Source organism: Streptosporangium sp. NPDC004379 (assembly GCF_042873875.1).
GTDB lineage: Bacteria > Actinomycetota > Actinomycetes > Streptosporangiales > Streptosporangiaceae > Streptosporangium.
Genome location: NZ_JBIAMC010000001.1, coordinates 92173 through 116443 on the forward strand (window position 1 = coordinate 92173; position 24271 = coordinate 116443).

The 24271-nt window shown below is 73.5% G+C and carries 19 protein-coding genes; 1 reads left to right on the forward strand and 18 read right to left on the reverse strand.

Annotation, left to right across the window (positions count from 1 at the left end):
• Nucleotides 1-90: 90 nt before the first annotated feature.
• Together ACFYSC_RS00310 and gltB are read right to left on the reverse strand one after the other, a co-directional pair.
• Nucleotides 91-1569 (reverse strand): glutamate synthase subunit beta, encoded by a 1479-nt coding sequence (locus ACFYSC_RS00310; protein WP_389954548.1) that lies wholly within the window; start codon nucleotides 1567-1569, stop codon nucleotides 91-93.
• Between the two features lie 12 nt (nucleotides 1570-1581).
• Complete coding sequence (gene gltB, locus ACFYSC_RS00315) at nucleotides 1582-6087, reverse strand: glutamate synthase large subunit (RefSeq protein WP_389954551.1); 4506 nt, start codon at nucleotides 6085-6087, stop codon at nucleotides 1582-1584.
• Between the two features lie 297 nt (nucleotides 6088-6384).
• Between gltB and ACFYSC_RS00320 the strand changes: the two genes are divergently transcribed.
• Nucleotides 6385-8085, forward strand: coding sequence for a bis-aminopropyl spermidine synthase family protein (locus ACFYSC_RS00320; RefSeq protein ID WP_389954553.1), 1701 nt, complete (start codon nucleotides 6385-6387; stop codon nucleotides 8083-8085).
• Here the strand turns inward: ACFYSC_RS00320 and ACFYSC_RS00325 are convergent.
• From ACFYSC_RS00325 to ACFYSC_RS00400, 16 genes are all read right to left on the reverse strand, one after another.
• The gene (locus ACFYSC_RS00325; RefSeq protein WP_389954555.1) at nucleotides 8051-8686 is read right to left on the reverse strand and encodes a hypothetical protein; all 636 of its coding nucleotides are present in this window, start codon (nucleotides 8684-8686) and stop codon (nucleotides 8051-8053) included. The two genes, ACFYSC_RS00320 and ACFYSC_RS00325, sit on opposite strands and share 35 nt — an antisense overlap.
• Nucleotides 8687-8737: 51 nt before the next feature.
• Nucleotides 8738-10006, reverse strand: a complete 1269-nt coding sequence (locus ACFYSC_RS00330; protein WP_389954558.1) for a hypothetical protein — start codon at nucleotides 10004-10006, stop codon at nucleotides 8738-8740.
• Entirely contained in the window at nucleotides 10003-10719 is a 717-nt protein-coding gene (locus ACFYSC_RS00335) for a VIT1/CCC1 transporter family protein (RefSeq protein WP_389954561.1), read from the reverse strand. Before ACFYSC_RS00335 ends, ACFYSC_RS00330 begins: the two co-directional genes overlap by 4 nt.
• Nucleotides 10719-11906, reverse strand: coding sequence for a prolipoprotein diacylglyceryl transferase (gene lgt, locus ACFYSC_RS00340; protein ID WP_389954564.1), 1188 nt, complete (start codon nucleotides 11904-11906; stop codon nucleotides 10719-10721). Before lgt ends, ACFYSC_RS00335 begins: the two co-directional genes overlap by 1 nt.
• Before the next feature lie 26 nt (nucleotides 11907-11932).
• On the reverse strand, nucleotides 11933-12697 hold the full coding sequence (locus ACFYSC_RS00345) for a thioredoxin domain-containing protein (protein WP_362943531.1): 765 nt from the start codon (nucleotides 12695-12697) through the stop codon (nucleotides 11933-11935).
• Complete coding sequence (locus tag ACFYSC_RS00350) at nucleotides 12697-13272, reverse strand: MauE/DoxX family redox-associated membrane protein (RefSeq protein WP_389954567.1); 576 nt, start codon at nucleotides 13270-13272, stop codon at nucleotides 12697-12699. Before ACFYSC_RS00350 ends, ACFYSC_RS00345 begins: the two co-directional genes overlap by 1 nt.
• Nucleotides 13273-13763: 491 nt before the next feature.
• Entirely contained in the window at nucleotides 13764-14561 is a 798-nt protein-coding gene (trpA, locus tag ACFYSC_RS00355; protein ID WP_389954570.1) for a tryptophan synthase subunit alpha, read from the reverse strand.
• Nucleotides 14562-14628: 67 nt separating this feature from the next.
• Nucleotides 14629-15819 carry a tryptophan synthase subunit beta gene (trpB, locus tag ACFYSC_RS00360; RefSeq protein WP_389956266.1) on the reverse strand — a complete coding sequence of 397 codons (1191 nt, stop codon included), beginning with the start codon at nucleotides 15817-15819 and terminating at the stop codon, nucleotides 14629-14631.
• A 58-nt stretch (nucleotides 15820-15877) separates the two neighbouring features.
• Nucleotides 15878-16687: an indole-3-glycerol phosphate synthase TrpC gene (trpC, locus tag ACFYSC_RS00365; RefSeq protein ID WP_362945522.1), complete on the reverse strand. Its 810-nt coding sequence runs from the start codon at nucleotides 16685-16687 to the stop codon at nucleotides 15878-15880.
• Nucleotides 16688-16854: 167 nt separating this feature from the next.
• On the reverse strand, nucleotides 16855-17247 hold the full coding sequence (locus tag ACFYSC_RS00370; RefSeq protein ID WP_389954573.1) for a DUF2752 domain-containing protein: 393 nt from the start codon (nucleotides 17245-17247) through the stop codon (nucleotides 16855-16857).
• Between the two features lie 269 nt (nucleotides 17248-17516).
• Nucleotides 17517-17858: a DUF4190 domain-containing protein gene (locus ACFYSC_RS00375; protein ID WP_389954575.1), complete on the reverse strand. Its 342-nt coding sequence runs from the start codon at nucleotides 17856-17858 to the stop codon at nucleotides 17517-17519.
• A gap of 291 nt (nucleotides 17859-18149) precedes the next feature.
• The gene (locus ACFYSC_RS00380) at nucleotides 18150-18845 is read right to left on the reverse strand and encodes a Trp biosynthesis-associated membrane protein (protein WP_389954578.1); all 696 of its coding nucleotides are present in this window, start codon (nucleotides 18843-18845) and stop codon (nucleotides 18150-18152) included.
• The gene (hisI, locus tag ACFYSC_RS00385; RefSeq protein WP_389954581.1) at nucleotides 18842-19189 is read right to left on the reverse strand and encodes a phosphoribosyl-AMP cyclohydrolase; all 348 of its coding nucleotides are present in this window, start codon (nucleotides 19187-19189) and stop codon (nucleotides 18842-18844) included. The genes ACFYSC_RS00380 and hisI overlap by 4 nt, the downstream gene beginning before the upstream one ends.
• Nucleotides 19190-19382: 193 nt before the next feature.
• Entirely contained in the window at nucleotides 19383-20339 is a 957-nt protein-coding gene (ppk2, locus tag ACFYSC_RS00390; RefSeq protein WP_389954585.1) for a polyphosphate kinase 2, read from the reverse strand.
• A gap of 173 nt (nucleotides 20340-20512) precedes the next feature.
• Entirely contained in the window at nucleotides 20513-22285 is a 1773-nt protein-coding gene (locus ACFYSC_RS00395; protein WP_362945534.1) for an ABC transporter ATP-binding protein, read from the reverse strand.
• Nucleotides 22282-24162 (reverse strand): ABC transporter ATP-binding protein, encoded by a 1881-nt coding sequence (locus ACFYSC_RS00400; protein ID WP_389954589.1) that lies wholly within the window; start codon nucleotides 24160-24162, stop codon nucleotides 22282-22284. The genes ACFYSC_RS00395 and ACFYSC_RS00400 overlap by 4 nt, the downstream gene beginning before the upstream one ends.
• Nucleotides 24163-24271: the final 109 nt, after the last annotated feature.

A 24271-nucleotide genomic window follows, 5' to 3' on the forward strand; every position in this document is an offset into this window, starting at 1 on the left:
CCGGCGACGCTGAGCGCGGCCCGGGCCGAGGGCGACCCGGGCCGGGCACGGCTCCGCGCGGCGCCGGGGTCCCCGGCGCCGCGCGGGACGTCAGACCAGCGGGCGGGCGGTCGGCGGGATCGCCCTGGGCAGCGCCGTGTCGCCGACGAGGTAGCGGTCGACGGCGGAGGCGGCCGAGCGGCCCTCCGCGATCGCCCACACGATCAGCGACTGGCCGCGGCCCATGTCACCGGCGACGAACACGCCGTCCACCCCGGACATGTAGGAGGCGTCGCGGGCGACGTTGCCGCGGGCGTCGAAGAAGCCCTCGCCGCCGTCCTCGGCCAGGTCGGACAGCAGGGACCCCTTCTCCGGGCCGAGGAAGCCCATGGCCAGCGTGACGAGCTGGGCCGGGATCTCCCGCTCGGTGCCGGGGATCGGCGCGAAGCCGTTCGCCGGGCCCTCGACGTCGACCAGGCGCAGCGCCCTGATGTTGCCGTCCGCGTCGCCGACGAACTCGGTGGTGGAGGCGGCGTAGACGCGGTCGCCGCCGCCCTCGGCGAGTTCCTCGTGGGCGCTCTCCATCTTGAACAGGATGGGGAAGGTCGGCCACGGCTGGCTGCCGGGGCGCTCCGCCGGGGGCCTGGGCATGATCTCCAGCTGGGTGACCGACGCGGCGCCCTGGCGGATCGCGGTGCCGATGCAGTCGGCGCCGGTGTCGCCGCCGCCGATCACGACGACGTGCTTGCCGGCGGCGTCGATCGCCGGGGCCGGGTGGTCGCCCTCCTGGACCCGGTTGGCCCCGGGGAGATACTCCATCGCCTGGTGGACGCCGCCCAGGTCGCGGCCGGCGACCGGCAGGTCGCGCCACTGGGTGGCGCCGCCGGCCAGGACGACGGCGTCGAACTCCTCGCGCAGCTGCGCCGCGGTGACGTCGACGCCGACGTTCACGCCGGTGCGGAACTCGGTGCCCTCGGCCCGCATCTGCTCCAGGCGGCGTTCGATGTGGCGCTTCTCCATCTTGAACTCGGGGATGCCGTAGCGCAGCAGGCCGCCGATCCGGTCGGCGCGCTCGAAGACCACGACGTCGTGCCCTGCCCGGGTGAGCTGCTGGGCGGCGGCCAGGCCGGCGGGGCCGGAGCCGACGACCGCGACCTTCTTACCGGTCCGGACGGCCGGCGGCGCGGGGGCGACCCAGCCCTCGGCGAAGGCGCGGTCGATGATCTCGACCTCGACCCGCTTGATGGCGACGGGGTCGGAGTTGATGCCGAGCACGCACGCGGCCTCGCACGGGGCGGGGCACAGGCGGCCGGTGAACTCGGGGAAGTTGTTGGTCGCGTGCAGCCGTTCGGCGGCCTCCCGCCAGTCGTCGCGGTAGACCAGGTCGTTCCACTCGGGGATGAGGTTGCCCAGCGGGCAGCCGTTGTGGCAGAACGGGATGCCGCAGTCCATGCAGCGTGAGGCCTGCCTGGTCAGCGCGGGCCGCGGGAAGTCCTGGTAGACCTCCTTCCAGTCGCGGATGCGCACGTCCACCGGGCGGCGGGCCGGCAGCTCGCGCCCGTGCGTGAGGAAACCCTTCGGGTCGGCCATCGGTTACGCCCCCTATCCCTGTACGGCGGCCGCCATGACGGCCTCGTCGATGTCCCGTCCTTCGAGCCGCGCGTTCTCGGCGGCCGTCAGGACCCGCTTGTAGTCCGTCGGCATGATCTTGCTGAACCGGCCGGGATCCCAGTCGGCGAGCAGGGCCCTGGCGACCGTGGAGCCGGTCTCGGCCAGGTGCCGCTCCAGGAGCCCGCGCAGCTCCTCGGCGTCGGCGTCGCCGAGGGTCTCGATCTCCACCATCTCCCGGTTGACGCGGGCGGCGTCGAGGTCGAGCAGGTAGGCGACGCCGCCGGACATGCCGGCCGCGAAGTTGCGGCCGGTGGGCCCGAGGACGACGACCCGGCCGCCGGTCATGTACTCGCAGCCGTGGTCGCCGACGCCCTCGACGACCGCGGTGGCGCCGGAGTTGCGGACGCAGAACCGTTCGCCGGCCACGCCGCGGACGAACATCTCGCCGGAGGTCGCGCCGTACAGGGCGACGTTGCCGGCGATGATGTGGCCCTCCAGCGGGGCCTCCTCGTGCGGCCGCAGCGTGACGCGGCCGCCGGACAGGCCCTTGCCGGCGTAGTCGTTGGTGTCGCCGGTGAGGCGCAGCGTGACGCCGCGGGGCAGGAAGGCCCCGAAGGAGTTGCCCGCCGAGCCGGTGAAGCGGATGTCGATGGTGTCGTCGGGCAGGCCGGCGCCGCCGTACCGCTTCGTCACCTCGTGGCCGAGCATGGTGCCGACCGTACGGTTGACGTTGCGGATGGGCAGTTCCAGCGTGACGGGGCGGCCGTCGTTCAGGGCGCCCTCGGCGAGCTGGATCAGGGTGTTGTCCAGGGCCGCGGCGAGCCCGTGGTCCTGCTCTCGGACGCGGCGCACCGCGGTTCCGGCGGGCAGCTCCGGCAGGTGCAGGATCGGCGACAGGTCCAGGCCCGCGGCCTTCCAGTGGTTCTCCGCCGAGGCGGTGTCCAGCAGCTCGGCGTGGCCGATGGCCTCCTCCAGGCTGCGGAAGCCCAGGGCGGCGAGGTACTCGCGGATCTCCTCGGCGATGAACTCGAAGAAGTTGACCACGAACTCGGGCCGGCCCGAGAAGCGCTTGCGCAGCTCGGGGTTCTGGGTGGCGACGCCGACCGGGCAGGTGTCGAGGTGGCAGACGCGCATCATCACGCAGCCGGAGACGACCAGCGGGGCGGTGGCGAAGCCGTACTCCTCGGCGCCGAGCAGCGCGGCGATGACCACGTCGCGGCCGGTCTTGAGCTGGCCGTCGACCTGGACGACGATGCGGTCGCGCAGGCCGTTGAGCAGCAGCGTCTGCTGGGTCTCGGCCAGGCCGAGCTCCCAGGGGGCGCCGGCGTGCTTGAGCGAGGTCAGCGGGGAGGCGCCGGTGCCGCCGTCGTGGCCGGAGATCAGCACGACGTCGGCGTGGGCCTTGGACACGCCCGCCGCGACCGTGCCGACGCCGACCTCGGCGACGAGCTTGACGTGCACGCGCGCCGCGGGGTTGGCGTTCTTCAGGTCGTGGATGAGCTGGGCGAGGTCCTCGATGGAGTAGATGTCGTGGTGCGGCGGCGGCGAGATGAGGCCGACGCCGGGGGTGGAGTGCCGGGTCTTGGCGATCCACGGGTAGACCTTGTGGCCGGGGAGCTGGCCGCCCTCGCCGGGCTTGGCGCCCTGGGCCATCTTGATCTGGATGTCGTCGGCGTTGACGAGGTACTCCGACGTCACGCCGAACCGGCCGGAGGCGACCTGCTTGATCGCCGAGCGGCGCTCGGGGTCGCGCAGCCGCTCGGGGTCCTCGCCGCCCTCTCCGGTGTTGGACTTGCCGCCCAGGCGGTTCATCGCGATGGCGAGGGTCTCGTGGGCCTCCATCGAGATGGAGCCGTAGGACATGGCGCCGGTGGAGAACCTCTTGACGATCTCGGAGGCCGGCTCGACCTCGTCGATCGGGATCGGCTCGCGGACGCCCTCGCGGAGCCGGAACAGGCCGCGCAGCGTCATGAGCCTCTCGGCCTGGGAGTCCACCAGGGAGGTGTACTCCTTGAAGATCTCGTAGCGGCGCGAGCGGGTGGCGTGCTGCAGCTTGAAGACGGTCTCGGGGTTGAACAGGTGCGGCTCGCCCTCGCGGCGCCACTGGTACTCACCGCCGACCTCCAGGCGGCGGTGGGCGTTGTCCACGCGCGGGTGGGCGCGGCGGTGGCGGCGCGCGACCTCCTCGGCGAGGACGTCGAAGCCGACGCCGCCCAGGCGGGAGGTGGTCCCGGCGAAGCAGGTGTCGATGACCTCGGCGCCGAGGCCGAGGGCCTCGAAGATCTGCGCGCCGGTGTAGGAGGCGACGGTGGACACGCCCATCTTGGACATGACCTTCAGGACGCCCTTGCCGTACGCCTTGATGAGGTTGCGCACGGCCTTGGCGGGGTCGCCGGCGAGTGCGCCGGTGGCGACCATGTCCTCGACGGTCTCGATGGCGAGGTACGGGTTGACCGCGCCGGCGCCGTAGCCGATGAGCAGCGCCATGTGGTGGGCCTCGCGGGCCTCGCCGGTCTCGATGACCAGCCCGACCCGGGTGCGGGTCTTCTCGGCGATGAGGTGGTGGTGGACCGCGCCGGTGAGCAGCAGCGACGGGATCGGCGCGAGGGTCTCGGTGGAGCCGCGGTCGGACAGCACGATGACGCGGGCGCCGCCCTCGATCGCCGCGGAGACCTCGGCGCGGATCTCGTCCAGGCGGCGCAGCAGCGCCTCTCCCCCGCCGGCGACCTCGTACAGGCCGGAGACGACGTGCGGGTGGAAGCCGGGCAGCGCGCCCTCGTCGTTGATGTGGATGATCTTCGCGAGCTCGTCGTTGTCGATCACCGGGTACGGCAGGACGAGCTGGCGGCAGGAGGCCGGTCCCGGCTCCAGCAGGTTGCCCTCGGGGCCGAGGGTGCTGGACAGGGAGGTGACGAGCTCCTCGCGGATGGCGTCCAGCGGCGGGTTGGTGACCTGCGCGAACAGCTGGCTGAAGTAGTCGAACAGCAGCCGGGGCCTCTCGCTGAGCACCGCGACCGGGGTGTCGGTGCCCATCGAGCCGATCGGCTCGATGCCGGCCCTGGCCATCGGGGCCAGGATGATCCGCAGCTCCTCCTCGGTGTAGCCGAAGGTCTGCTGGCGCCTGACCAGCGCGCCGTGGCTGGGGATCTCGCGGGAGCGGGCGGGCAGCTCCTCGAAGCGGACCAGCCCGGCGTGCAGCCACTCGGCGTAGGGCAGCTCGGCGGCCAGCTCGGCCTTGATCTCGCCGTCCTCGATGATCTTGCCGCGGGCGGTGTCGACGAGGAACATCCGGCCGGGCTGCAGACGGCCCTTGCGGACGACGTCCTGCGGCGGGATGTCGAGCACGCCGGCCTCGGAGGCGAGTACGACGAGGCCGTCGGTGGTGACCCAGAACCGGCCGGGGCGCAGCCCGTTGCGGTCGAGGACCGCGCCGACCAGCGTGCCGTCGGAGAAGGTGATCGAGGCGGGGCCGTCCCACGCCTCCATGAGGGTGGAGTGGAACTCGTAGAAGGCCCGCCGCGCGGGGTCCATCTCGGTGTGGTTCTCCCACGCCTCGGGGATCATCATCAGCACCGCGTGCGGCAGCGGGCGCCCGGCGAGGTGGAGCAGCTCCAGCGTCTCGTCGAAGGAGGCGGTGTCGGAGCCGGCGGGGTCGCAGATCGGGAAGAGCCGCGACAGGTCGCCGGGGAGCGCGGAGGTCTCCAGCATGGCCTCGCGGGCCCGCATCCAGTTGCGGTTGCCCCGGACCGTGTTGATCTCGCCGTTGTGGGCGACGTAGCGGTAGGGGTGGGCCAGCGGCCACGAGGGGAAGGTGTTGGTCGAGAAGCGCGAGTGGACCAGCGAGATCGCGGTCTCGTAGCGCTCGTCGGTCAGGTCGGGGAAGAACAGCTCGACCTGGCCGGGGGTGAGCATGCCCTTGTAGACGATCGTCCGGGAGCTCAGCGAGGGGAAGTAGACGTTCGCCTCGTGCTCGGCCCGCTTGCGCAGGCAGAAGGCGAGCCGGTCCAGCTCCAGGCCCCGCTCCCCGTTCGGGGAGGCGACGAAGAGCTGCCGGAAGCACGGCATCACCGCGCGGGCGCTGGGGCCGGGCAGCGACGGGTCGGTCGGCACGTCGCGCCAGCCGAGGACGGTCAGTCCCTCCTCCGCGGCGATCTCCTCGATCAGCCGCACGGCGGCGTCGCGGGCCTCGGAACCGGCGGGCAGGAAGGCGGTGCCGGCGGCGTAGGAGCCCGCCTCGGGGAGCGGGAAACCGGTCACGGCGCGCAGGAACGCGTCAGGGATCTGGGTGAGGATCCCGGCTCCGTCGCCGGTGTCCGGCTCACTCCCCTGGGCCCCGCGGTGGTCGAGGTTGCACAGGGCGGTCAGGGCCTTGACGACGATGTCGTGGCTGCGGCGCCCGGCCACGTCGGCGACCATGGCGACCCCGCAGGCGTCGTGCTCGTGCTCGGGGTGATACAGGCCCTGGGGCTCGGGGAAGCCGAAGTGGGCAGCAGGCATTGAATCCCTCCCGTCGTCTCACTGCTCTGGATCAAGCAAGGGACGACGTTGGCCCTGCTGCGTAGTGTTTCGACATTACAGTACCCCGTCCAAAACACGACCATCCTGTCCACATAGTGACCATTTGACAGATGTTTTACGATTTACCCCCCTTTCTGGTGACTCTGCGCACCGGTGGGCGGTGACGGACGGGTGGCGCGCGGGTTACGGCCCGGCACCCGAAACGACGCCGGTCGTCCGTTTCCCCGCCCGTGCGGCGGCGCGGGACGCCGCGCCGCACGGCCCTAGGGTTGAGCCATGGAAGGGATCGAAGACCTCATAGCGCGGGCCGGTGTGGACGGCAGGCGGCCCCGGGCGGTCCTCGCGGCGCTGTCCGGCGGCCGCTGGTGGACGCTGGCCGACCTGGTCCGCGAGACGGCGACGTCCCGGCGGACCGTCGAGGCGCTGCTGCGCGAGGTCGAACTGGAGCGCTCCGGCGACCGGTTCCGGCTGACGCGCCCGCCGGCCGGGATCGCCGGGATCACGAGGGAGAACGCGCCGGCCGACCCGGTGGCCCACCTGCTGCCCCGCCACGCCGGCCTGGTCGCGACGATGGAGGAGCTGATCGCGCGGGCTCCGCGCGGCCGCCAGGCGCTCGACCACGTCGCCGCGACCGCCGACACCGTGGTCCGGCGGGCGCTGCTGATGGACGCCCGGTTCTGGCTGGACGGGGCACGGCTGCTGTGCGTGGGCGACCACGACCTGACCTCGCTGGCCACCGCGCTGCTGCATCCCGGCGTCGAGATCACCGTCGTGGACGTCGACGAGCGCATCCTGGACCACATCGCCGGCCACGCCGAACGGCTCGGCCTGGCCGTCCGGACCCGCTGGGCCGACCTGCGTCTGGGCCTGCCCGCCTCGGCGCACGCCTGGGCCGACCTGGCGATCACCGACCCGCCGTACACCCCCGAGGGGATCGGCCTGTTCACCGCGCGCGCCGTGCAGGGGCTGCGCGACCGCGAGCAGGGCCGCGTCCTGCTCGCGTACGGCGCGAGCGAGCGCACCCCGGCCCTCGCCCTGAAGGTCCAGCACGCCCTGTCCCAGCTCAACCTCGTCAGTGAGGCGATCTACCCGGACTTCAACCGCTACTTCGGCGCCGAGGCCATCGGCTCGGCCGCCGACCTGTACGTCCTGCGGCCCACCACCAAGACCTGGCCCGCCGTGGCGGCCCGCGTCGACGGCCTCAGCGCCGCGATCTACACCCACGGTCCCCAGTCGGTCGAGTCGGCGGGGGCGGCCGGTCCGGCCGCGCGGGCCGCCGCGCCGGACCCCGGGGAGTCGCCCGAGGTGCTGGTCGGCGAGTGGCCGAAGGATCTCCTCCCCCGCGTCCAGCGCACGCGGCTGTCCACCTGGCTGGCCAAGCCGCACGCGGGCGATCCGCGTCGCGTGGCGATCGCCGTGCCCGCCGGGATGGAGGCGGCGCTCCCCCGGCTGCTGCTGGCCACCCGCGCCCGCGAGGTGCGGGTCACGCTCGCCGGGCCGCCCGCCGGCCTGCCCGGCGCGCCGCTGACGTCCCTGTACGAGCTGACCGCCGAGGGCCCCGTCGTGCGCGCCGTACGGCTCGCGCCCCCGGAGACGGACGAGGGTCGCGTCCTGCGGCACATCCTGGACAACGCCCATGGCAAGCTGGCCAACACCTGGCGCGAGGGCCTCATCCGGGTCCGGGACGACCTGACCAAGAGGCAGGCCAGGGCCCTGGTGGAGGCCGCCGCGCCGTGGGCGGGCGAGGTGACCGTGCTGGAGCTGCCCGCCGGCCGCCTCGCGGAGCTGCCGGCCGCGGTACGGGCGTCGGTGGTGGCGACGGACGGATCCGCGGCGCACCCGGCACCCGGAACCGGGCACGCCGCGGGGTCCGGGGCCGCGTCCGGCACGGGGTCCGGCGGGGGGCTCGGGGCCGAGGCGGGGCCCCCGGACGCGGGGGCCGTCAGCGCGTCAGGCGACGCTGGACGGCCAGGCTGAGGCCGTCCAGCGCCACCTGCGGATAGGTCAGGTCCACCCCGACCGCGGCGCCCACCGGGCCGACCCAGCTCACGGTGACGTAGTGGCCCAGGGCCCGCACCTGCGCCCAGCTCCGCGCGGCGCCGAAGCCGGGCGGGGCGCCGGGGGCGAGGCGCACGAAACCGCCGCCGCCGTCCCGGGGACCCGCGAACGCCCGCACCAGCCGGTCGGCGGCGGACGCGTCGGCCAGGTTGAAGATGACGAACTGCCCGAAGACCCGTCCGTCGGCGGTGGCGTAGCGGGCGCGCAGCACCTGGCCGCACCCGGCGACCGCCTCCTCGGCGGCGCCCCACACCGCCGCGGCGCAGTCGGTGAGCGTCTCGGAGCCCTGGCGGGCGAGGGTGGTCCCGCCCGCGGCCACCGACCCGGCGGGGAAGACCTCGCCCGCGGTCAGCGGGTCGGGGTCGGCGGCGCGGGTGGCGATCGGCGCGTAGATGGCGCTGGTCGTCTCGCTGCGCAGCGTCGCCGGCCGCGGGAGGTCACCGCCGCGCAGCCACAGGAAGGCCGCCGCCCCCGCGGCGACGACCGGCACGGCGACGGCTGCGGCGATCCACTTGCGCATGACGCACCAGCCTAGTGGGACGCGGGAGACGCCCGGGGCGCTTCCCGCGGGTCAGGAGGCCGGGCCGGCCGCGACGACCCGGCGGAACACGGCCTTCTCCGCGCCGCGGACCGCGAGGGTCAGGGCGACGAAGTCGTCCCGGGGACCGGGCTCGGCACCGTCGGTACGGCCGACCCAGGCCAGGCCGGCGTAGTGGCCCATGGCGTAACCGCTGCCCTCGGTGTATCCACCGGACGGGAAGACGGCCTTGCCGGACTGCGGCGCCTGGATCCAGCCGCCCCGGTACGCCGTGGTCAGCCCCTGGACGAGCGCGTCGGCGGAGGCGGCGTCCCTGAGGTTGAACAGGGTGTACATCGCGACGTATCGGCCGTCGGCGCTGGTGTAGAGGCCCCGGGCGGCCTGTGTGCACCCGCCCTGGGCGAGCCGGTCGGCGAGCTGCCCCCAGGCCGTCGCCGGGCAGTCGGCGCTCAGGTCGGTGGCGGCCAGCCGCAGGGTGACCTTGCCCTCCTTGAGGGTCTTGACCGCGAAGACGTCTTTGACCGTCAGCGGCTCGGGGTCGGCCTTGCTCTGCGCGATCGGCGTGAACAGCTTCGGTGACGCCCAGCCCTTGTAGGCGTCGGGCCTGGGCCGGGTGGTCAGCGCGGCGGTGGTGACCCGCTCGGGCACGACGTCCTGGCCCAGCGACCCGACGATGAGGATCATGGCGACGATGGTGCCCGCCACCCCGGCCAGCACCGCGCCCGCGATGACGGCCCGCCGCTGGAACGGGGTCAGGCCCCACTCCTCCAGCCGGGAGCCGCTGTCGAAGCGGTTCTCGGGGCGGGTCTTCTCCGGGCGCGACTTCCCGGAGCGGGACCGCTCCGAGCGGGACCTCTCGGAGCGCGACTTCTCCGGACGGCTCCTCTCCGGGCGCGGCTTCTCGGAGCGGGACCTGCCGCGGCCCCTTCCCGTCCGGCCGGCGGGGACCTCCGCGCCCTCGGTCTCCCACGCCTCCCCCGGGTCCGCCACGGCGAACTCGGGCGGGACGGGGAACTCGGGCGGGACGGCGGAGGCGGCCCGGGCGGGCCGCCCGGGGAACGCGGGGGCGGCGTGCGCAGAGGTCCCCGGAAAGGAGGGGGCGCCCTGGGCGTACGCCTCCCGGAAGAAGGGGTCGTCCACGGCGGGGCCCGCCGGGAAGGGACCGTCCAGGAAGGGGGTGTCCGGGGCCGCGGCGCCGGGCGGGAAGGGGACGCCCGGAGAAGGCTCGGGGGCGGCCGGCCTGGCGGCCCGGGAGGAGCCGCGGCGGCGCTTGCGCCCGGGAGGACCGGGAGGAGTCGTCACAGGGAGGTCCCTCCCAGCAGGCTGCCCAGTCCGAACGTCAGCCCCGCCGCGACCACGCCGACCACGAGCTGGCGCAGGCCGCTGTACCACCAGCTGCGCGCGGTGACCCGGGAGACCAGGGCGCCCGCGCCGAACAGCGCCAGGCAGGACACCACCGCCGGCCAGAGCAGGCTGGTGACGCCCAGCAGGTACGGAAGGAGCGGCAGCAACGCGCCCAGGCTGAAGGACAGGAACGAGGAGATCGCGGCGGTCTTCGGCGAGGGGAGGTCGTCCAGGGTGACGCCCAGCTCGGCGCTGGCGTGCACCTCCAGCGCCTTCTCCGGATTGAGGGAGATCTGCCGGGCCACCTCGGCGGCCAGCGCGGGCTCGACGCCGCGCGACTCGTAGAGCTTGGCCAGCTCGTCCTGCTCGGCCTGCGGGTTGCGCTCCAGCTCGCGCCGCTCGATGTCGATCTCGGCGATGGCGAGCTCGCGCTGGCTGGCGACCGAGACGTACTCGCCGCCGGCCATCGAGAACGCGCCCGCCGCCAGCCCGGCCACACCGGCCAGCACGACGACCTTGATCGTGGAGGTGCCGCCGGCCACACCGGCGATCAGGGCGAAGTTGGAGACGAGACCGTCCATCGCGCCGAACACCGAGGGCCGCAGCCATCCGCCGTTGACGTCACGGTGCTCGTGATGGATCTCGGCACGCGTGCCGGACCCTCCGCTCATCATGTCTCTTTCCGACCGTCGGACGCAGCCTCCGCGACCCCCTTCCGGGAGTCGGCGGGCTCTTCCGGCCCGTCGGCCTGATCCGCCGGGTGCGCCGGATCGGCGCTCCCTCCGGTCTCCAAGGCTAGCCCGGCCGACACTGTGCCCGGTTCGCCGCTCTCATTCGCTTCGCCGCTCCTGACCGGTCCACCGTTCTCACCCGGTTCGTCCGCCGGATCGGCCTCGCTCGCCGTACCGGCCCCGTCCTCGGCGCCCGGCTCATCCGCCGGGGCCGCCGCGGCGGCCTCGTGCTCGTCGGCCTGGCCGGCCGGGTGGGCGGGATCGGCGGGGTCGGCGGGGTCGGCGGGCGGCTCGCCGCCGGGACCCGCGGCGAGGACCCGCTCCTCGCCGGTCTTGCCGCGGGCGTACCAGAAGTAGGCCATCGCCGCCAGGAACAGCACGACCGAGGTCCACTGGTTGAGACGCAGGCCCAGGATGTGGTGGGCCTCATCGATGCGCATCCCCTCGATCCAGAACCGGCCCGCGGTGTAGCCCGCGACGTACAGGGCGAACACCCTGGCGTGACGCAGCGCGAACCTGCTGCCCGCCCAGACCAGGAGGAGGGCCAGCGCCAGGTCCCACAGCGACTCGTACAGGAACGTGGGGTGGTAGGTGGAGACCCCGGCGATCGTGCCCGGCCGGTCGGGGTCGATCTCCAGACCCCACGGCAGGTCGGTCGGCCCGCCGAACAGCTCCTGGTTGAAGTAGTTGCCCCAGCGGCCGATGGCCTGGGCCACCGCGATGCCGGGGGCGACGGTGTCGGCCACCGCGGACAGGGAGATGCCCCGCCTGCGGCAGCCGAACCACACGCCGAGCGCGCCCAGCGCGACGGCCCCCCAGATGCCCAGCCCGCCGTTCCAGATGAACAGCGCGTCGATGGGCCTGTTGGGCGCGTCCGGCGCGAAGTAGAGCTGCCAGTCGGTGATGACGTGGTAGAGACGTCCGCCCACCAGGCCGAACGGCACGGCCCAGACGGCGAGGTCGACGATCGTGCCCGGGGCCCCGCCCCGGGCCCTCCAGCGGCGTTCGCCGATGACGACGGCGACGATGACACCGAGCACGATGCACAGCGCGTAGGCCCTGACGGGGACGACGCCGAAGAGATGCCAGACCCCTTGAGAGGGGCTGGGAATCGAGGCGAGGGGCATGTCAGGTGACGTTACCGTGTCGCGGGCTACTTGGCCGCATCAACGACGGCCTGGCGCAGCTCCGCCGGGCGGAACGCCACCTCGTTGTCGACCTCCTTGCCGTCGAGCTTGAGCGTCGGGGTGCCCTTCAGCTTCGCCTGGTCGAGGATCCTCGTGCTGGCGGCGAGGTGGGCCTGCGCCTTCTCCTGGCCGGTCACGCACCGCTCGAAGCCGGGGTCGGTGACGCCGGCGTCCCTGCCCCAGGCGACCAGGTCCTCCAGCGAGAAGCCCGGGGTGTTCTCGGCCGGCTGCTTCTTGAACAGCTGGTCATGGAACCTGGCCCACGGGGCGCCGCCGGGGATGCAGCGCGCGGCGGCGCCGGCGCGCAGCGAGTTGCCCCGGGTGACGCCCTTGTTCATGTCCTCAGGGAAGATCGTGATCGGGTGGTAGACCACCTTCGCCCTGCCCTCGGCCGCGAGGTTTTTGATCGTCGAGCCGCTGGTCTCCTCCAGCGCCCTGCACGCCGGGCACTGGAAGTCCTCGTAGACCTCCAGCACCGGCCTGTTCACCCCCGGCCTGGCCATCACCACCGAGCCGTCGGCGGCGACGCTGATCGGGGCGAGCGCCCCGCCGGCCTCCTCGGGCTTGCTGCCCTGGGCGGCGAACCACCAGCCGGCGCCGATGGCGCCGAAGGTGACGACGGCGGCGGCGGCGATGGTCACGATGCGGCGGAGCCGCTCCCTGCGCCGCTCCTCCTCGCGCTGCGCCTTGATCCGGTCGCGGACCGACTGGTCACGCGCGGCCTTGCCCATCAGCGGTTCTCCTTCACGTGGGGCTCCTCCTCGTCGCCCTCGGCGTCGTACACCTCCCGCCCGGGGATCAGTCCCAGCGCGGAGTCCAGCGCGAGCCGGCCCGGCGGGAACCAGGCGACGACCACGCCGAGCGCGAAGAGACCGGCGTCGCGCAGGATCGTGAGGAGGTAGTCGGGCTCGGCCCCGGCCTTGAGCTGACCACCGCCGCCGAAGCAGCCGCAGTCGATGCGCAGCCCGCGCGCCCACGCCGAGGCGATCCCGATGACGAACGCGAGCATGAGCAGCATGGAGATCATGCCCGCGACGCGCGTGAGCAGCCCGACGACCAGCAACACCCCTACGACGATCTCCAGGATGGGAAGGCCGTAGCCGACCACCTTGGCCAACGATTCAGGAAGCAGTTCGTATGCCTCGACCGCCTGGACGGAGAGCGCAGGAGTACCGATCTTCTGCCAGCCTGCGGCGATCAGCACACCCGCGAGCACCAACCGCGAAACGGTCGTCACCCAGGGTAGCGCCGAAATCGCGCCCCGTGTTCCCACGCTGGTGGGCTTCTCGGAAGTCACGAGCATCATCGTCTCCTATTCCAGGCCCCCGCCTGCGCTCGTCGCGGAATCCCCCGCCATCTCGCGGAGATCCCATCACGGGCCCGGTAAGCGTCGGATAAGCCTGCGGCGGACCTCAGCGGGCCGTTCGCGGGCCGCCCCGCCCCGGACGCGGCCGAGCGTGGCGAACCTGGGAATTTTATCCGAGATATGGCTCTGAACTGCGGATATACCGGTCGGAGATGATTCTTCGCGGCTCCGGGCGCCGCCCGCTCTCGTGCCGGGACCGCCCCGCCCGTCCGGGAGCCCGCCGCGGCACGGCGTGTCACCGTCCCAGGCCACGGGCCGTGACGGCGCGCATCCGGCGACCGGCGACGCACCGCCGAAGCCGTACGGCCTGCGGCGGCATCGACCGGCGCGGGAAACGCCACGAGGCCGGTGCCGTACCCCCGCGGGGGTACGGCACCGGCCTCGTGCAGCCGGCGGCGCGTGGCCGACGGCGGGTGGTCAGCCGCGCGTGATCAGCGGCGGCGGACGCCGTCGGCCAGTTCGGCGGCGAGCCCGCGGACGGCCGCCAGCCCGGCGGCCTCGTCGGAGGCGTCCAGCAGGCGGCGGATGAAGGCCGAGCCGACGATGACGCCGTCGGCGTACCCGGCCACCTCGGCCGCCTGGTCGCCGGTGCCGACGCCCAGGCCGACGCAGACCGGCACGTCGGCGTGCGGGCGGGTCCGCTCGACCAGGTCGCGGGCGGCGGAGCTCACCGTGTCGCGGGCGCCGGTGACGCCCATCAGGGAGGCCGCGTAGACGAAGCCGGTGCAGCAGTCGGCGACGGCCCTGATGCGCTCCTCGGTGGAGCTGGGCGCGACGAGGAAGACGGTGTCGATCCCGGCGGCGGCGCTGGCCTCACGCCAGGCACCGGACTCCTCGGGCGTCAGGTCGGGGGTGATGGTGCCCGTCCCGCCGGCGTTCGCCAGGTCACGGGCGAACCGCTCGGCGCCGTAGCGGTCGATCGGGTTCCAGTAGGTCATGACCAGGGTGGCGGCCCCGGTCGCGGCGACGCCCTCGACGGTGCGCAGCACGTCGGCGATGCGGGTGCCGTTGGTCAGCGCCCGGTGGACGGCCGCCTGGATCGTCGGGCCGTCCATGAGCGGATCGGAGTACGGCAGGCCGATCTCGATCACGTCGCAGCCGGCCTCCACCATGGCGGAGGCCGCCGCGACGGCGCCCTCCACGGTGGGGAAGCCGGCCGGGAGATATCCGATCAGTGCGGCGCGGTCGTCCGCCTTCGCCTTGGCGAACACCGTCTGAAGAGTCGTCATCGTTGGTTCCAGTCACGCGGTTCAGGTCTTCCTCCCCGCGCCCGGGCGCGGGGAGGCGGGCCGGTCGTCAGAGGTCGAAGTACTTCATGGCGGTGCCCATGTCCTTGTCACCGCGGCCGGAGAGGTTGACCAGGATGATCGCCTCGGGGCCGAGCTCACGGCCGAGCTTGAGGGCCCCGGCCAGCGCGTGGGAGGACTCGATCGCCGGGATGATGCCCTCGGTGCGGGCGAGCAGCGCGAACGCCTCCATCGCCTCGGCGTCGGTGACGCCGTGGTAGGAGGCGCGGCCCGAGTCCTTGAGCCAGGCGTGCTCGGGGCCGACGCCGGGGTAGTCGAGACCGGCGGAGATCGAGTGGGACTCGATCGTCTGGCCCTCGTCGTCCTGCAGCACGTAGGTGCGCGCGCCGTGCAGGACGCCGACGGAACCCTGGGTGAGGGTGAGGGCGTGCTCGCCGTTCCCGGCGCCCCGGCCGCCTGCCTCGTAGCCGTGCAGCCGGACGTCCTCGTCGCCGATGAAGGCGTGGAAGATGCCGATCGCGTTGGATCCGCCGCCGACCGCGGCGGCCACGGCGTCCGGGAGCCGGCCGGTGAGCTCCAGCATCTGGCGGCGGGCCTCGACGCCGATGACGCGGGCGAAGTCGCGGACGATCTCGGGGAACGGGTGGGGGCCGGCGATCGTGCCGAACAGGTAGTGGGTGTGGTCGACGTTGGCCACCCAGTCACGGAACGCCTCGTTGATGGCGTCCTTGAGGGTCTGGCTGCCGTTGGCGACCGGCACGACGGTGGCGCCGAGCAGCTTCATGCGGGCGACGTTGAGCGCCTGGCGCTCGCAGTCGACGGCCCCCATGTAGATCACGCACTCCAGGCCGAGCAGGGCCGCGGCGGTCGCGGTGGCGACGCCGTGCTGGCCCGCGCCGGTCTCGGCGATCACCCGGGTCTTGCCGAGGCGCCGGGTGAGCAGCGCCTGGCCGAGCACGTTGTTGATCTTGTGTGCGCCGGTGTGGGTCAGGTCCTCGCGCTTGAGGATGATCCGGGCCCCGCCGGCGTGCTCGGCGAACCGCGGCACCTCGGTGAGCGTGGTCGGCCGCCCGGCGTAGGTGCGCAGCAGGTGGTCGAACTCGCGGATGAAGTCGGGGTCGTTCTTGGCCTTCTCGTACTCGGCGGCGACCTCGTCGAGCGCCGGGATCAGGGCCTCCGGCACGTAACGGCCGCCGAAGACGCCGAACTTGCCCCGGATGTCGGGGTCATCGCCGTACACGCCGTTACCGGCGAGGTCGGCGGGGGTCAGGATGGTCTCCTCTGTCGCTGCCACTGCTCTACTGCCCCTCGGGTCGGGATGCGGGATGGGCTCCGGCGGTGACGAGGTCGACCACCGCGGCCCGCGGGTCCTTGCCGGTGACCAGGCTCTCGCCCACCAGGACGGCGTCGGCGCCGGCCCTGGCGTAGGCGAGCAGGTCGTGGGGACCGCGCACCCCGGACTCGGCGACCTTGATGACGCCCTCGGGGATCTTGGCGGCCAGCTTGGCGAAGACGTCGCGGTCCACTTCGAGGGTCTTGAGGTTGCGCGCGTTGACGCCGATGAGCTTCGCTCCGGCGTCGACCGCCCGGTCGAGTTCCTCCTCGGTGTGCACCTCGACCAGCGGGGCCAGCCCGATCGACTCGGCCCGCTCGATGAGCGAGACCAGCGCGTTCTGCTCCAGGGCGGCCACGATCAGCAGCGCCAGGTCGGCGCCGTAGGCCCGGGCCTCCCACAGCTGGTAGGAGGTGACGACGAAGTCCTTGCGCAGCACGGGGATGTCGACGACGGCGCGGACGGCGGCCAGGTCGTCGAGGCTGCCGCCGAAGCGGCGCCGCTCGGTCAGGACGCTGATCACGTGGGCGCCGCCCGCCTCGTAGTCCCCGGCGAGCGCGGCGGGGTCGGCGATCGCGGCCAGCGCGCCCTTGGACGGGCTCGACCGCTTGACCTCGGCGATGACGGCCACCTGGTCCCCGCCGAGCGCCGCGTAGGCGTCACGGGGCGGGGCCGCCCGGCCGGCGCGCTCCTTGAGCTCCTCCAGCGACACCGATCGCTGCCTCTCGGCGAGGTCGGCGCGCACCCCGTCGAGGATTTCGTCCAGCACGCTCACCGGACCTCCCCGCGAAACTCGGAGGTCAGGTCAGCGAACCCTGCCGTGACCGCGGTCCGCTCGCTCCACTCGCTCACGAGTAAGGCCCCTCCCCAATCGATTGCCCTTGTCCAGCCGATGGTATCGGGCTTGCCGGGTCCACCTGCCACGGGGGACACCGTAGCGGACTATGGGGCTAAGAATTCCCCAAAAGGTACATTACGCAATATCCAGAAAAGGATCATTAAAGCCAGAAATACCCATACATAGTTAGCTTGTACGGATTTCATGGCAAACGGTCGGCCTCGCCAGGAAAGCAGGGCCCACCGGCCCCACACCAGCGCCGCCACCGGCACCAGCGCCACGACGAACGGGTTGAACCCCAGCGCCGCCGCCGGGTCGCCGTGGACGAGCGCGTGCACCGCCCGCAGCCCCCCGCAACCCGGGCAGTACAGGCCGGTGAGGAGCAGGAACGGGCACGGCGGGTAGTGACCGGGCTCGCCGGGGTCGACGGCGCCGACGTAGGCGGCCGCCAGGACCACCGCCGCGGCGGCGCCCAGCGGGACCGTCAGGGACCTCACCCGCGTCCTCCGCGGGACCGCGTCCCCGTCCGTCGCCATCGCCTCGCCCGCACCTCCGCCCCGCCCGCGCGCCCCTCACCACCGGGACGACCTTTACCGGCCACGATACTCATCCCCGGACCGGCGCCCCGCCGCCGGCCCGGCCGCGCTCCGCCGCTCCCGGGCAGGACTCCGGGCGGGAACCGTCCGTGCGCGGGGCGCGCGGGAGATGTACGAGACCCCGTACGGGGATTCCGCCGGAGGTCGCCGCGCACCGGCCGGAGCGCCGGTCAGAGCCCCGTGTACGCCGCGCCCGCGAAGAGCCCGAAGAAGGCGAGCCACACCAGCACCACGCCCACCCAGCAGGCGATGCCGAAGTAGGACAGGACCAGCCCGGCGATCGCCATGCCCCGGCCCTCCTCTCCGGTGCGCTTGATCTGGCCCAGCGAGACGTGGCCGAGCACCACGCCCACGATCGAGGTGATCCCGCACAGGAACAGGCCCGCGATGCCCAGGATCAGCGCGGCGATGGCCATGCCGTTGTTGCCGCGGGGCGGCGGCGGGCCGTACCCGTAGGGGTCGTAGCCGCCGGACGGCCCGTACGCGCCCGGCGCGCCGTACCCGCCTCCCACGCCGTGACCGTTCCCCGCTCCGTAACCGTCCGCCGGGCCGTAACCGCCGGGGACGTGGTCCCCGTAGGGACCGTGGCCGCCGGACGGAGGTCCATAACCGCCGGGCTGGTTCCCGTAACTCATGAATGACCCCCTTTGTCGGCCTGCGGAGCGAGATCCTAGTGAAGAACGAGCGGCCCCACCGATCCACGCCCTTTTCCGTGCGGAGTTCGTGACCTCCCGGTGAGCCCGGTGCGCCCGGGGTGTCCAGCCGCTCGGAGCGGGCCCGGCGCGCCCGAAGTGCCCGGCCGCTCAGAACGGGCGCGGCGTGCCCGGATCGTCCGGTCTCCCGGGGCCGTCCGGTCCGCCGGAGATGTTCGGTCCGCCGTGGCCGCCGGGTTCACCGTGACCGCCGGGTCCACCGGGGACGTCCGGCGTCTCGGTGTCGGCCGTCGGGTCGGCGCCGCGGTCGATCGCGTCCCACAGCGCCCGCTCACCGGTGCCCCGGGCCTCGGCGCGGCCCGCCCCGCCGGAACGTTCGTAGCGGTCGGACATGCCGGGCCAGCGGCGCCCCCGGACGGCGGCCACCGCTCCCCCGGCCAGCAGGACCAGGCCCCCCACCGCGGCCACCACCGGCCAGGCCGGGGCCGCGGCGACCAGCCCGCCGGCCGGGCCGGCCGCTCCGGTGGCGTGCTCGGCGGCGGCCGAGGCCGCCGCCGCCGGGCGGGATCCGGCCCAGGCGGCCGCCACCGCCCCGGCACCGCACGCCGCCATCACGCCGCCGACGATCCCGCGCCACACCCCCCTGGTCGCGAGCACCGCGACGATCGCGGCGAGCGCCGCCCAGGCGGCCGGGCCCAGCGCGGGGGCCACGTCGGCCGCGGAGACCGGCACCGCGCGGGCGCCGTACGTCACGGTGAACCAGTCGCGGCCGGAGGAAAGCAGCACCAGCCCGGCTCCCGCCGCGCACGCCGCCACCCAGGTCCACAGCGCCCGCGCGGCCGTCACCCGGACGTCACCTCGAGCAGGCCGGCGTCGAAGCAGGTGCGGTCGCCGGTGTGGCAGGCGGCGCCCACCTGGTCGACCTTGAGCAGGATGGTGTCGCCGTCGCAGTCGAGGGCGGCGGACCTGACGTGCTGGACGTGGCCGGAGGTGTCGCCCTTCACCCAGTAGGAGCCGCGGCTGCGCGACCAGTAGGTGGCGCGGCCGGTGGTGAGGGTGCGGTGCAGCGCCTCGTCGTCCATCCAGGCGAGCATCAGCACCTCGCCGGTGTCGTACTGCTGGACGACGGCGGGCACCAGCCCGTCGCCGGTGCGCTTCAGCCGGGCCGCGATGGCGGGGTCAAGGGACATGCCGCAATTCTGCCGCAGCCGGGGGCCGGGCCGCCGCCCGGTCCCCGCACCCGGTCACCGCCCGGTCCCGCACCCGGTCACCACGCCGCCCGCCACCGTCTCCGCGCATCGGGCGGCCCGCCGCGGGACGTCCCGCCGGCGGCCGTACGGTCCCGCGCCGGGTGCCGTCGCGCCGCAGGCCGCCCGCCGCGTCTCAGCGGGAGCGGTCGTCGTCGAGCAGGTCGGCCGCCTGGACGACGATCCTGGGGTCGGGCGTGCCCACGACCTCGTGGTCCTTGTCGGCGTAGTCGAACAGGCTGAGCACGTGGCGCATCGCCTCTATGCGGGCGCGCTTCTTGTCGTTGCTCTTGATCACCGTCCACGGCGCCGCCTCCGTGTCGGTGTGCAGGAACATGTCCTCCTTGGCCTGGGTGTACTCCTCCCACTTGTCGAGGGAGGCCACGTCCATCGGCGACAGCTTCCACTGCCGGACCGGGTCGACCTGGCGGATCACGAATCGGGTGCGCTGCTCGGAGCGGGACACCGAGAACCAGAACTTCACCAGGTGGACGCCGTCGCGGACGAGCATGCGCTCGAACTCGGGGGTCTGCTCCAGGAACTCCAGGTACTCGTCGGGCGAGACGAAGCCCATCACCCGTTCCACCCCGGCGCGGTTGTACCAGGAGCGGTCGAAGAAGACCATCTCGCCGGCGGCCGGCAGGTGGGAGATGTAGCGCTGGAAGTACCACTGGGTGCTCTCGCGCTCGTTGGGCTTCTCCAGGGCGACGACGGTGGCGCCGCGCGGGTTGAGGTGCTCCATGAACCGCTTGATGGTGCCGCCCTTGCCTGCCGCGTCGCGCCCCTCGAACAGGATCACCAGCCGCCCGCCGGTGTCCTTGATCCAGTACTGCAGCTTCAGCAGCTCGATCTGGAGCAGCCGCTTGAGCCGGTCGTACTCCGCCCGGCCCATCCGCTCGCCGTAGGGGTACTTCTCCCGCCAGGTGTCGACCGGGCTGCCGTCCTCCCTGACCAGCACGGGATCGTCGTCGTCATCGTCCAGGACCCTCAGGTCGGGTATCTCGTCGAGCAGGTCACTGCGGGCCGCCGCGGAGCGCACGTCGAGCACCGGGGGCAGCTGCCCCTCCGTCTCCTCGCCGGTCAGGTCCGTCATCGATGTTCTCCCCGTGACGCGGGTGTCGGGTTCACACCACAGGCACTACCTCACCGCCCGCGCGCTAATCCTCCCCGGCGCCACCGGAGAACCCCGCCGCCACCTGGACGGCGACGGCGCCGTCCAGGTGGCGGGGCCGCGGACCGGAAGGCCGTGACCCCGCGGGACGGCCCTCAGGAGCGGGCCGCCGCGACCCAGGAGGCGTGCAGGTCCGCGTAGACGCCGCCCTGGCGGACCAGTTCGGCGTGCGGGCCGCGCTGCACGATCCGGCCCCGGTCGAAGACCAGCACCTCGTCGGCCGCCTCGGCGGTGGACAGCCGGTGGGCGATGGAGACGGCCGTACGGCCCCGCGTGACGCCCTCCAGCGCGCGGGCCAGCCGTACCTCGGTGGCGGGGTCCACGGCGGAGGTGGCCTCGTCGAGCAGGAGCAGGTCGGGGTCGGCGAGGTAGGCGCGGGCGAGGGCGACGAGCTGGCGCTCGCCCGACGACAGCGACTCGCCCCGCTGGCCGACGGGGGTGTCCGGCCCGGCGGGCAGCCCCTCCAGCCAGTCGGCGAGCCCCAGCTCGGTCAGGGCCAGCGTGATCTCCTCGTCGGTCGCCTCCGGGCGGCCGAAACGGATGTTGTCGGCGAGGGTGCCGTCGAACAGGAAGCCGTCCTGCGGCACCATGACGATCCGCTCGCGCAGCGAGGAGAAGCGGATCCGGCGCAGGTCCTCGCCGTCCACGGTGACCCGGCCGGAGACCGGGTCCATCAGACGGGTCAGCAGCTTGGCGAAGGTGGTCTTGCCCGAGCCGGTCTCCCCCACCACCGCGATCCGCGAACGCGGCGGGATCTCGACGGACACGCCGTCCAGCACCGGGGGACCGCCGGGGTAGGCGAAGGAGACGTCCTCGAAGGCGACGGAGATGGGACCGCGCGGCAGCTCGACGCCGCCGGCGCCCGGGTCGGCCACGTCGGGCGGGGTGTCCAGCACGCCCAGGACGCGCCGCCAGCCGGCCACGGCGTTCTGGGCGTCGTTGAGCACCTCGGTGGCGGTCTGCAGGGGCGACACGAACAGGGTGATCAGGAACAGGAAGGCCACCAGGCTGCCGGCGGTCATCTCGCCGGAGACGCCCAGCCGTACCCCGAGCAGCACCACGCCGGCGACGGCCACCGCCGCGACGATCTCGGTCACCGGGAACACCGTGGCGACGATCCGCTGCGTGCGGGTCTGCGCGGCCTTGCTGGCCTCGATCGCGGCGTCCAGCCGCTCGGCGGTGCGCGCCTCGGAGGCGTGGGCGCGGATCACCGCGGCGCCCACGACCGACTCGCTGATCGCGGCCAGCATGTCGCCGGCCCTCTCGCGGACCAGCGTGTAGGCGCCCGACAGCCACCGCTGGAAGCGCGGCAGCACGATCATCAGGGGCAGGAAGCAGGCCCACACCAGCAGGGTGAGCTGCCAGGAGTAGACGGTCATCAGGACGGTCGCGACCAGGAGCTGCCCCACGGAGATGACGATCATCAGACCGCCCCACTGCATGAACGTGCTGATCTGGTCCACGTCGCCGGTGACGCGGGAGACCAGGGCGCCGCGGCGCTCGGTGTTCTGGGTCAGCACCGACAGGTCGTGCACGTGGCGGAAGCCGCGCACCCGCAGCGTGGCCAGGGACGCCTCGGTCGCCCGGTAGAGGCGGACGTTCATCAGGTACGCGCACAGCGCGGTGAGCGCCACGGCCGCCGCGCACAGCAGCACGGCGGCACGGATGTAGGACACGTCCGGGACCGACCCCTTGAGCCCCCGGTCGATGGTCTGCTGGACGGCGATCGGCACGATCACCTTGCCCACGGTCGCGACGACGGCCAGGGCGAGCGTCCCGGCCAGGCCCCTGCGGAACTCGGGCGTGAGCGACAGCCCGTGGCGTACGGTGGCCAGCGCCGAGCGCTCGGTGCCCTGAAGCGAACTCACGCTCTGACCTCTTCCTCTTCTTCCGTGTCCTTCATGACGGCCCCGGGCGCGGCGATGCGGGTCCCGGCGGCCCCGGCGGCTCCGGTTGCGCCGGGGACCCCGTCCCCGGTTCCGGTCCCGTCCTCGTCGAGCGCCTCGCGCTCGGCCTCCTCGCGTTCGTAGGCGGTGACGAGGTTGCGGTAACCCTCGCAGCGGCCGATCAGCTCCTCGTGCGGGCCGTGGTCGACGACGCGGCCGTGCTCCAGGTAGACCACCTCGTCGGCCAGGGCGATGGTGGCCATCCGGTAGGCGACGACGACCACGGTCGAGGAGCGGGCCGCGTCGCGCAGGCCGTACAGGATCTTCCCCTCCACCTGCGGGTCGACGCTGGAGGTGGCGTCGTCCAGGACGAGCAGCCGGGGGCGGCGGACCAGCGCGCGGGCCAGGGCCAGGCGCTGGCGCTGCCCGCCGGACAGGGACGCGCCGCGCTCGCCGAGCCTGGTGTCGAGCCCGGCGGGCAGCGCGCCGACGAAGCCGTCGGCCTGAGCCAGGCGCAGCGCCTCCCCGACCTCCTCGTCGGAGACCGGCAGACCGAGGGTGACGTTGCCGCGCACGGTGTCGTCGAACAGGAACGTCTGCTGCGGCACCAGCGCCACCGCGGCGCTGACCTCGCCGCGGGCGGCCTCGCGCAGGTCCGTCCCGTCGATCAGGACGGCGCCCGCCACCGGGTCCACCAGGCGGACGAAGGTCTGCACGAGCGTGGACTTGCCCGAGCCGGTGGGCCCGACCAGCGCCACGGTGCTTCCGGGCTCGACCGTGAGGTCCACCCCGTGCAGCACCTCGGCGTCGCCGTAGGCGTAGTGGAGGCCGCGGACCTCCAGCCTGGCGGGGGCCTCGCCGCGCAGCCCGGCCTCGCCGTGGGTCATGGAGCCCGTCGCGGACAGCACGGCCTGGACCCGCTCGTAGCCGACGACCGCGCGGGGCAGCTCGGCCAGCACCCAGCCCAGCGCCCGGATCGGCCAGGACAGCAGGGTGAACAGGTAGGCCACCTCGACGAGGGTCCCCGGGGTGACCGCGCCGCTCTCCAGGCGCATCGACCCGATCAGCAGCACGGCGAGCACGCCGAGGGTGGGCAGCGCCTCCAGCAACGGGTCGAACAGGCCGCGGACCCGGCCGACGGCGACGTTGGCGTCGCGCAGCCGTTCGGCGCGGGCGCGGAACCGCGCGGTCTCCTCGTCCTCGCGGCCGAGGGTCTTGACGACCAGGGCGCCGTCGAAGCTCTCGTGCGCGATCTCGCTGACCTCGGCGCGGAGCTGCTGGGCGCGGGTGGCCAGGGGGCTGAGGCGGCGCTGGTAGAGCAGGTTCAGCACGGCGATCGCGGGGAAGATCAGGAAGCCGACGAGGGCGAGGACCGGGTCGGTGAGGACCAGCGAGACGGCCGCGGTGACCAGCATGACGACCACGCCGACCGCCATCGGCAGCGGCGCCAGCGGCGCCCAGGCCGCCTCGGCGTCGGAGCTCGCGTTGGACAGCAGCTGCCCGGTGGGGTGGCGGTGGTGCCACGACAGGGGCAGCCTCAGGTACTGGCGGGTGACGCCGCGCCGGGAGGATGCCTGCATCCGGTACTGCATGAGGCCGGCGAAGTAGCGCCGGCCGGCCACGCCGAACGCCTTGAAGACCGACACGCCGACGATCAGGGTGGCCCCGAGGGCGAGCGCGCCGCCGGTGACCCCTCCCTGACGGAACGAGGCGAGCACCACGTGCTCGGTCGCCCAGCCCAGTGCCCACGCCGACGCGACCGTCATCACGCCGTACAGGGCGCTGGCCAGGACGGCGGCCGTGAAGACCGCCTTCTCGGCGCGGACGGCCACCCCGAGGACGCGGAGCCCTTTACGCATGACCGCCGAGGTCACCTTGCTCGCCACTCGGGAGGTGTCCTTTCGATGAGAAGAAGCCGGGGGTACGTTTCCACGTAAGTCACTATCACGCCAGATCATGTCCTTATTC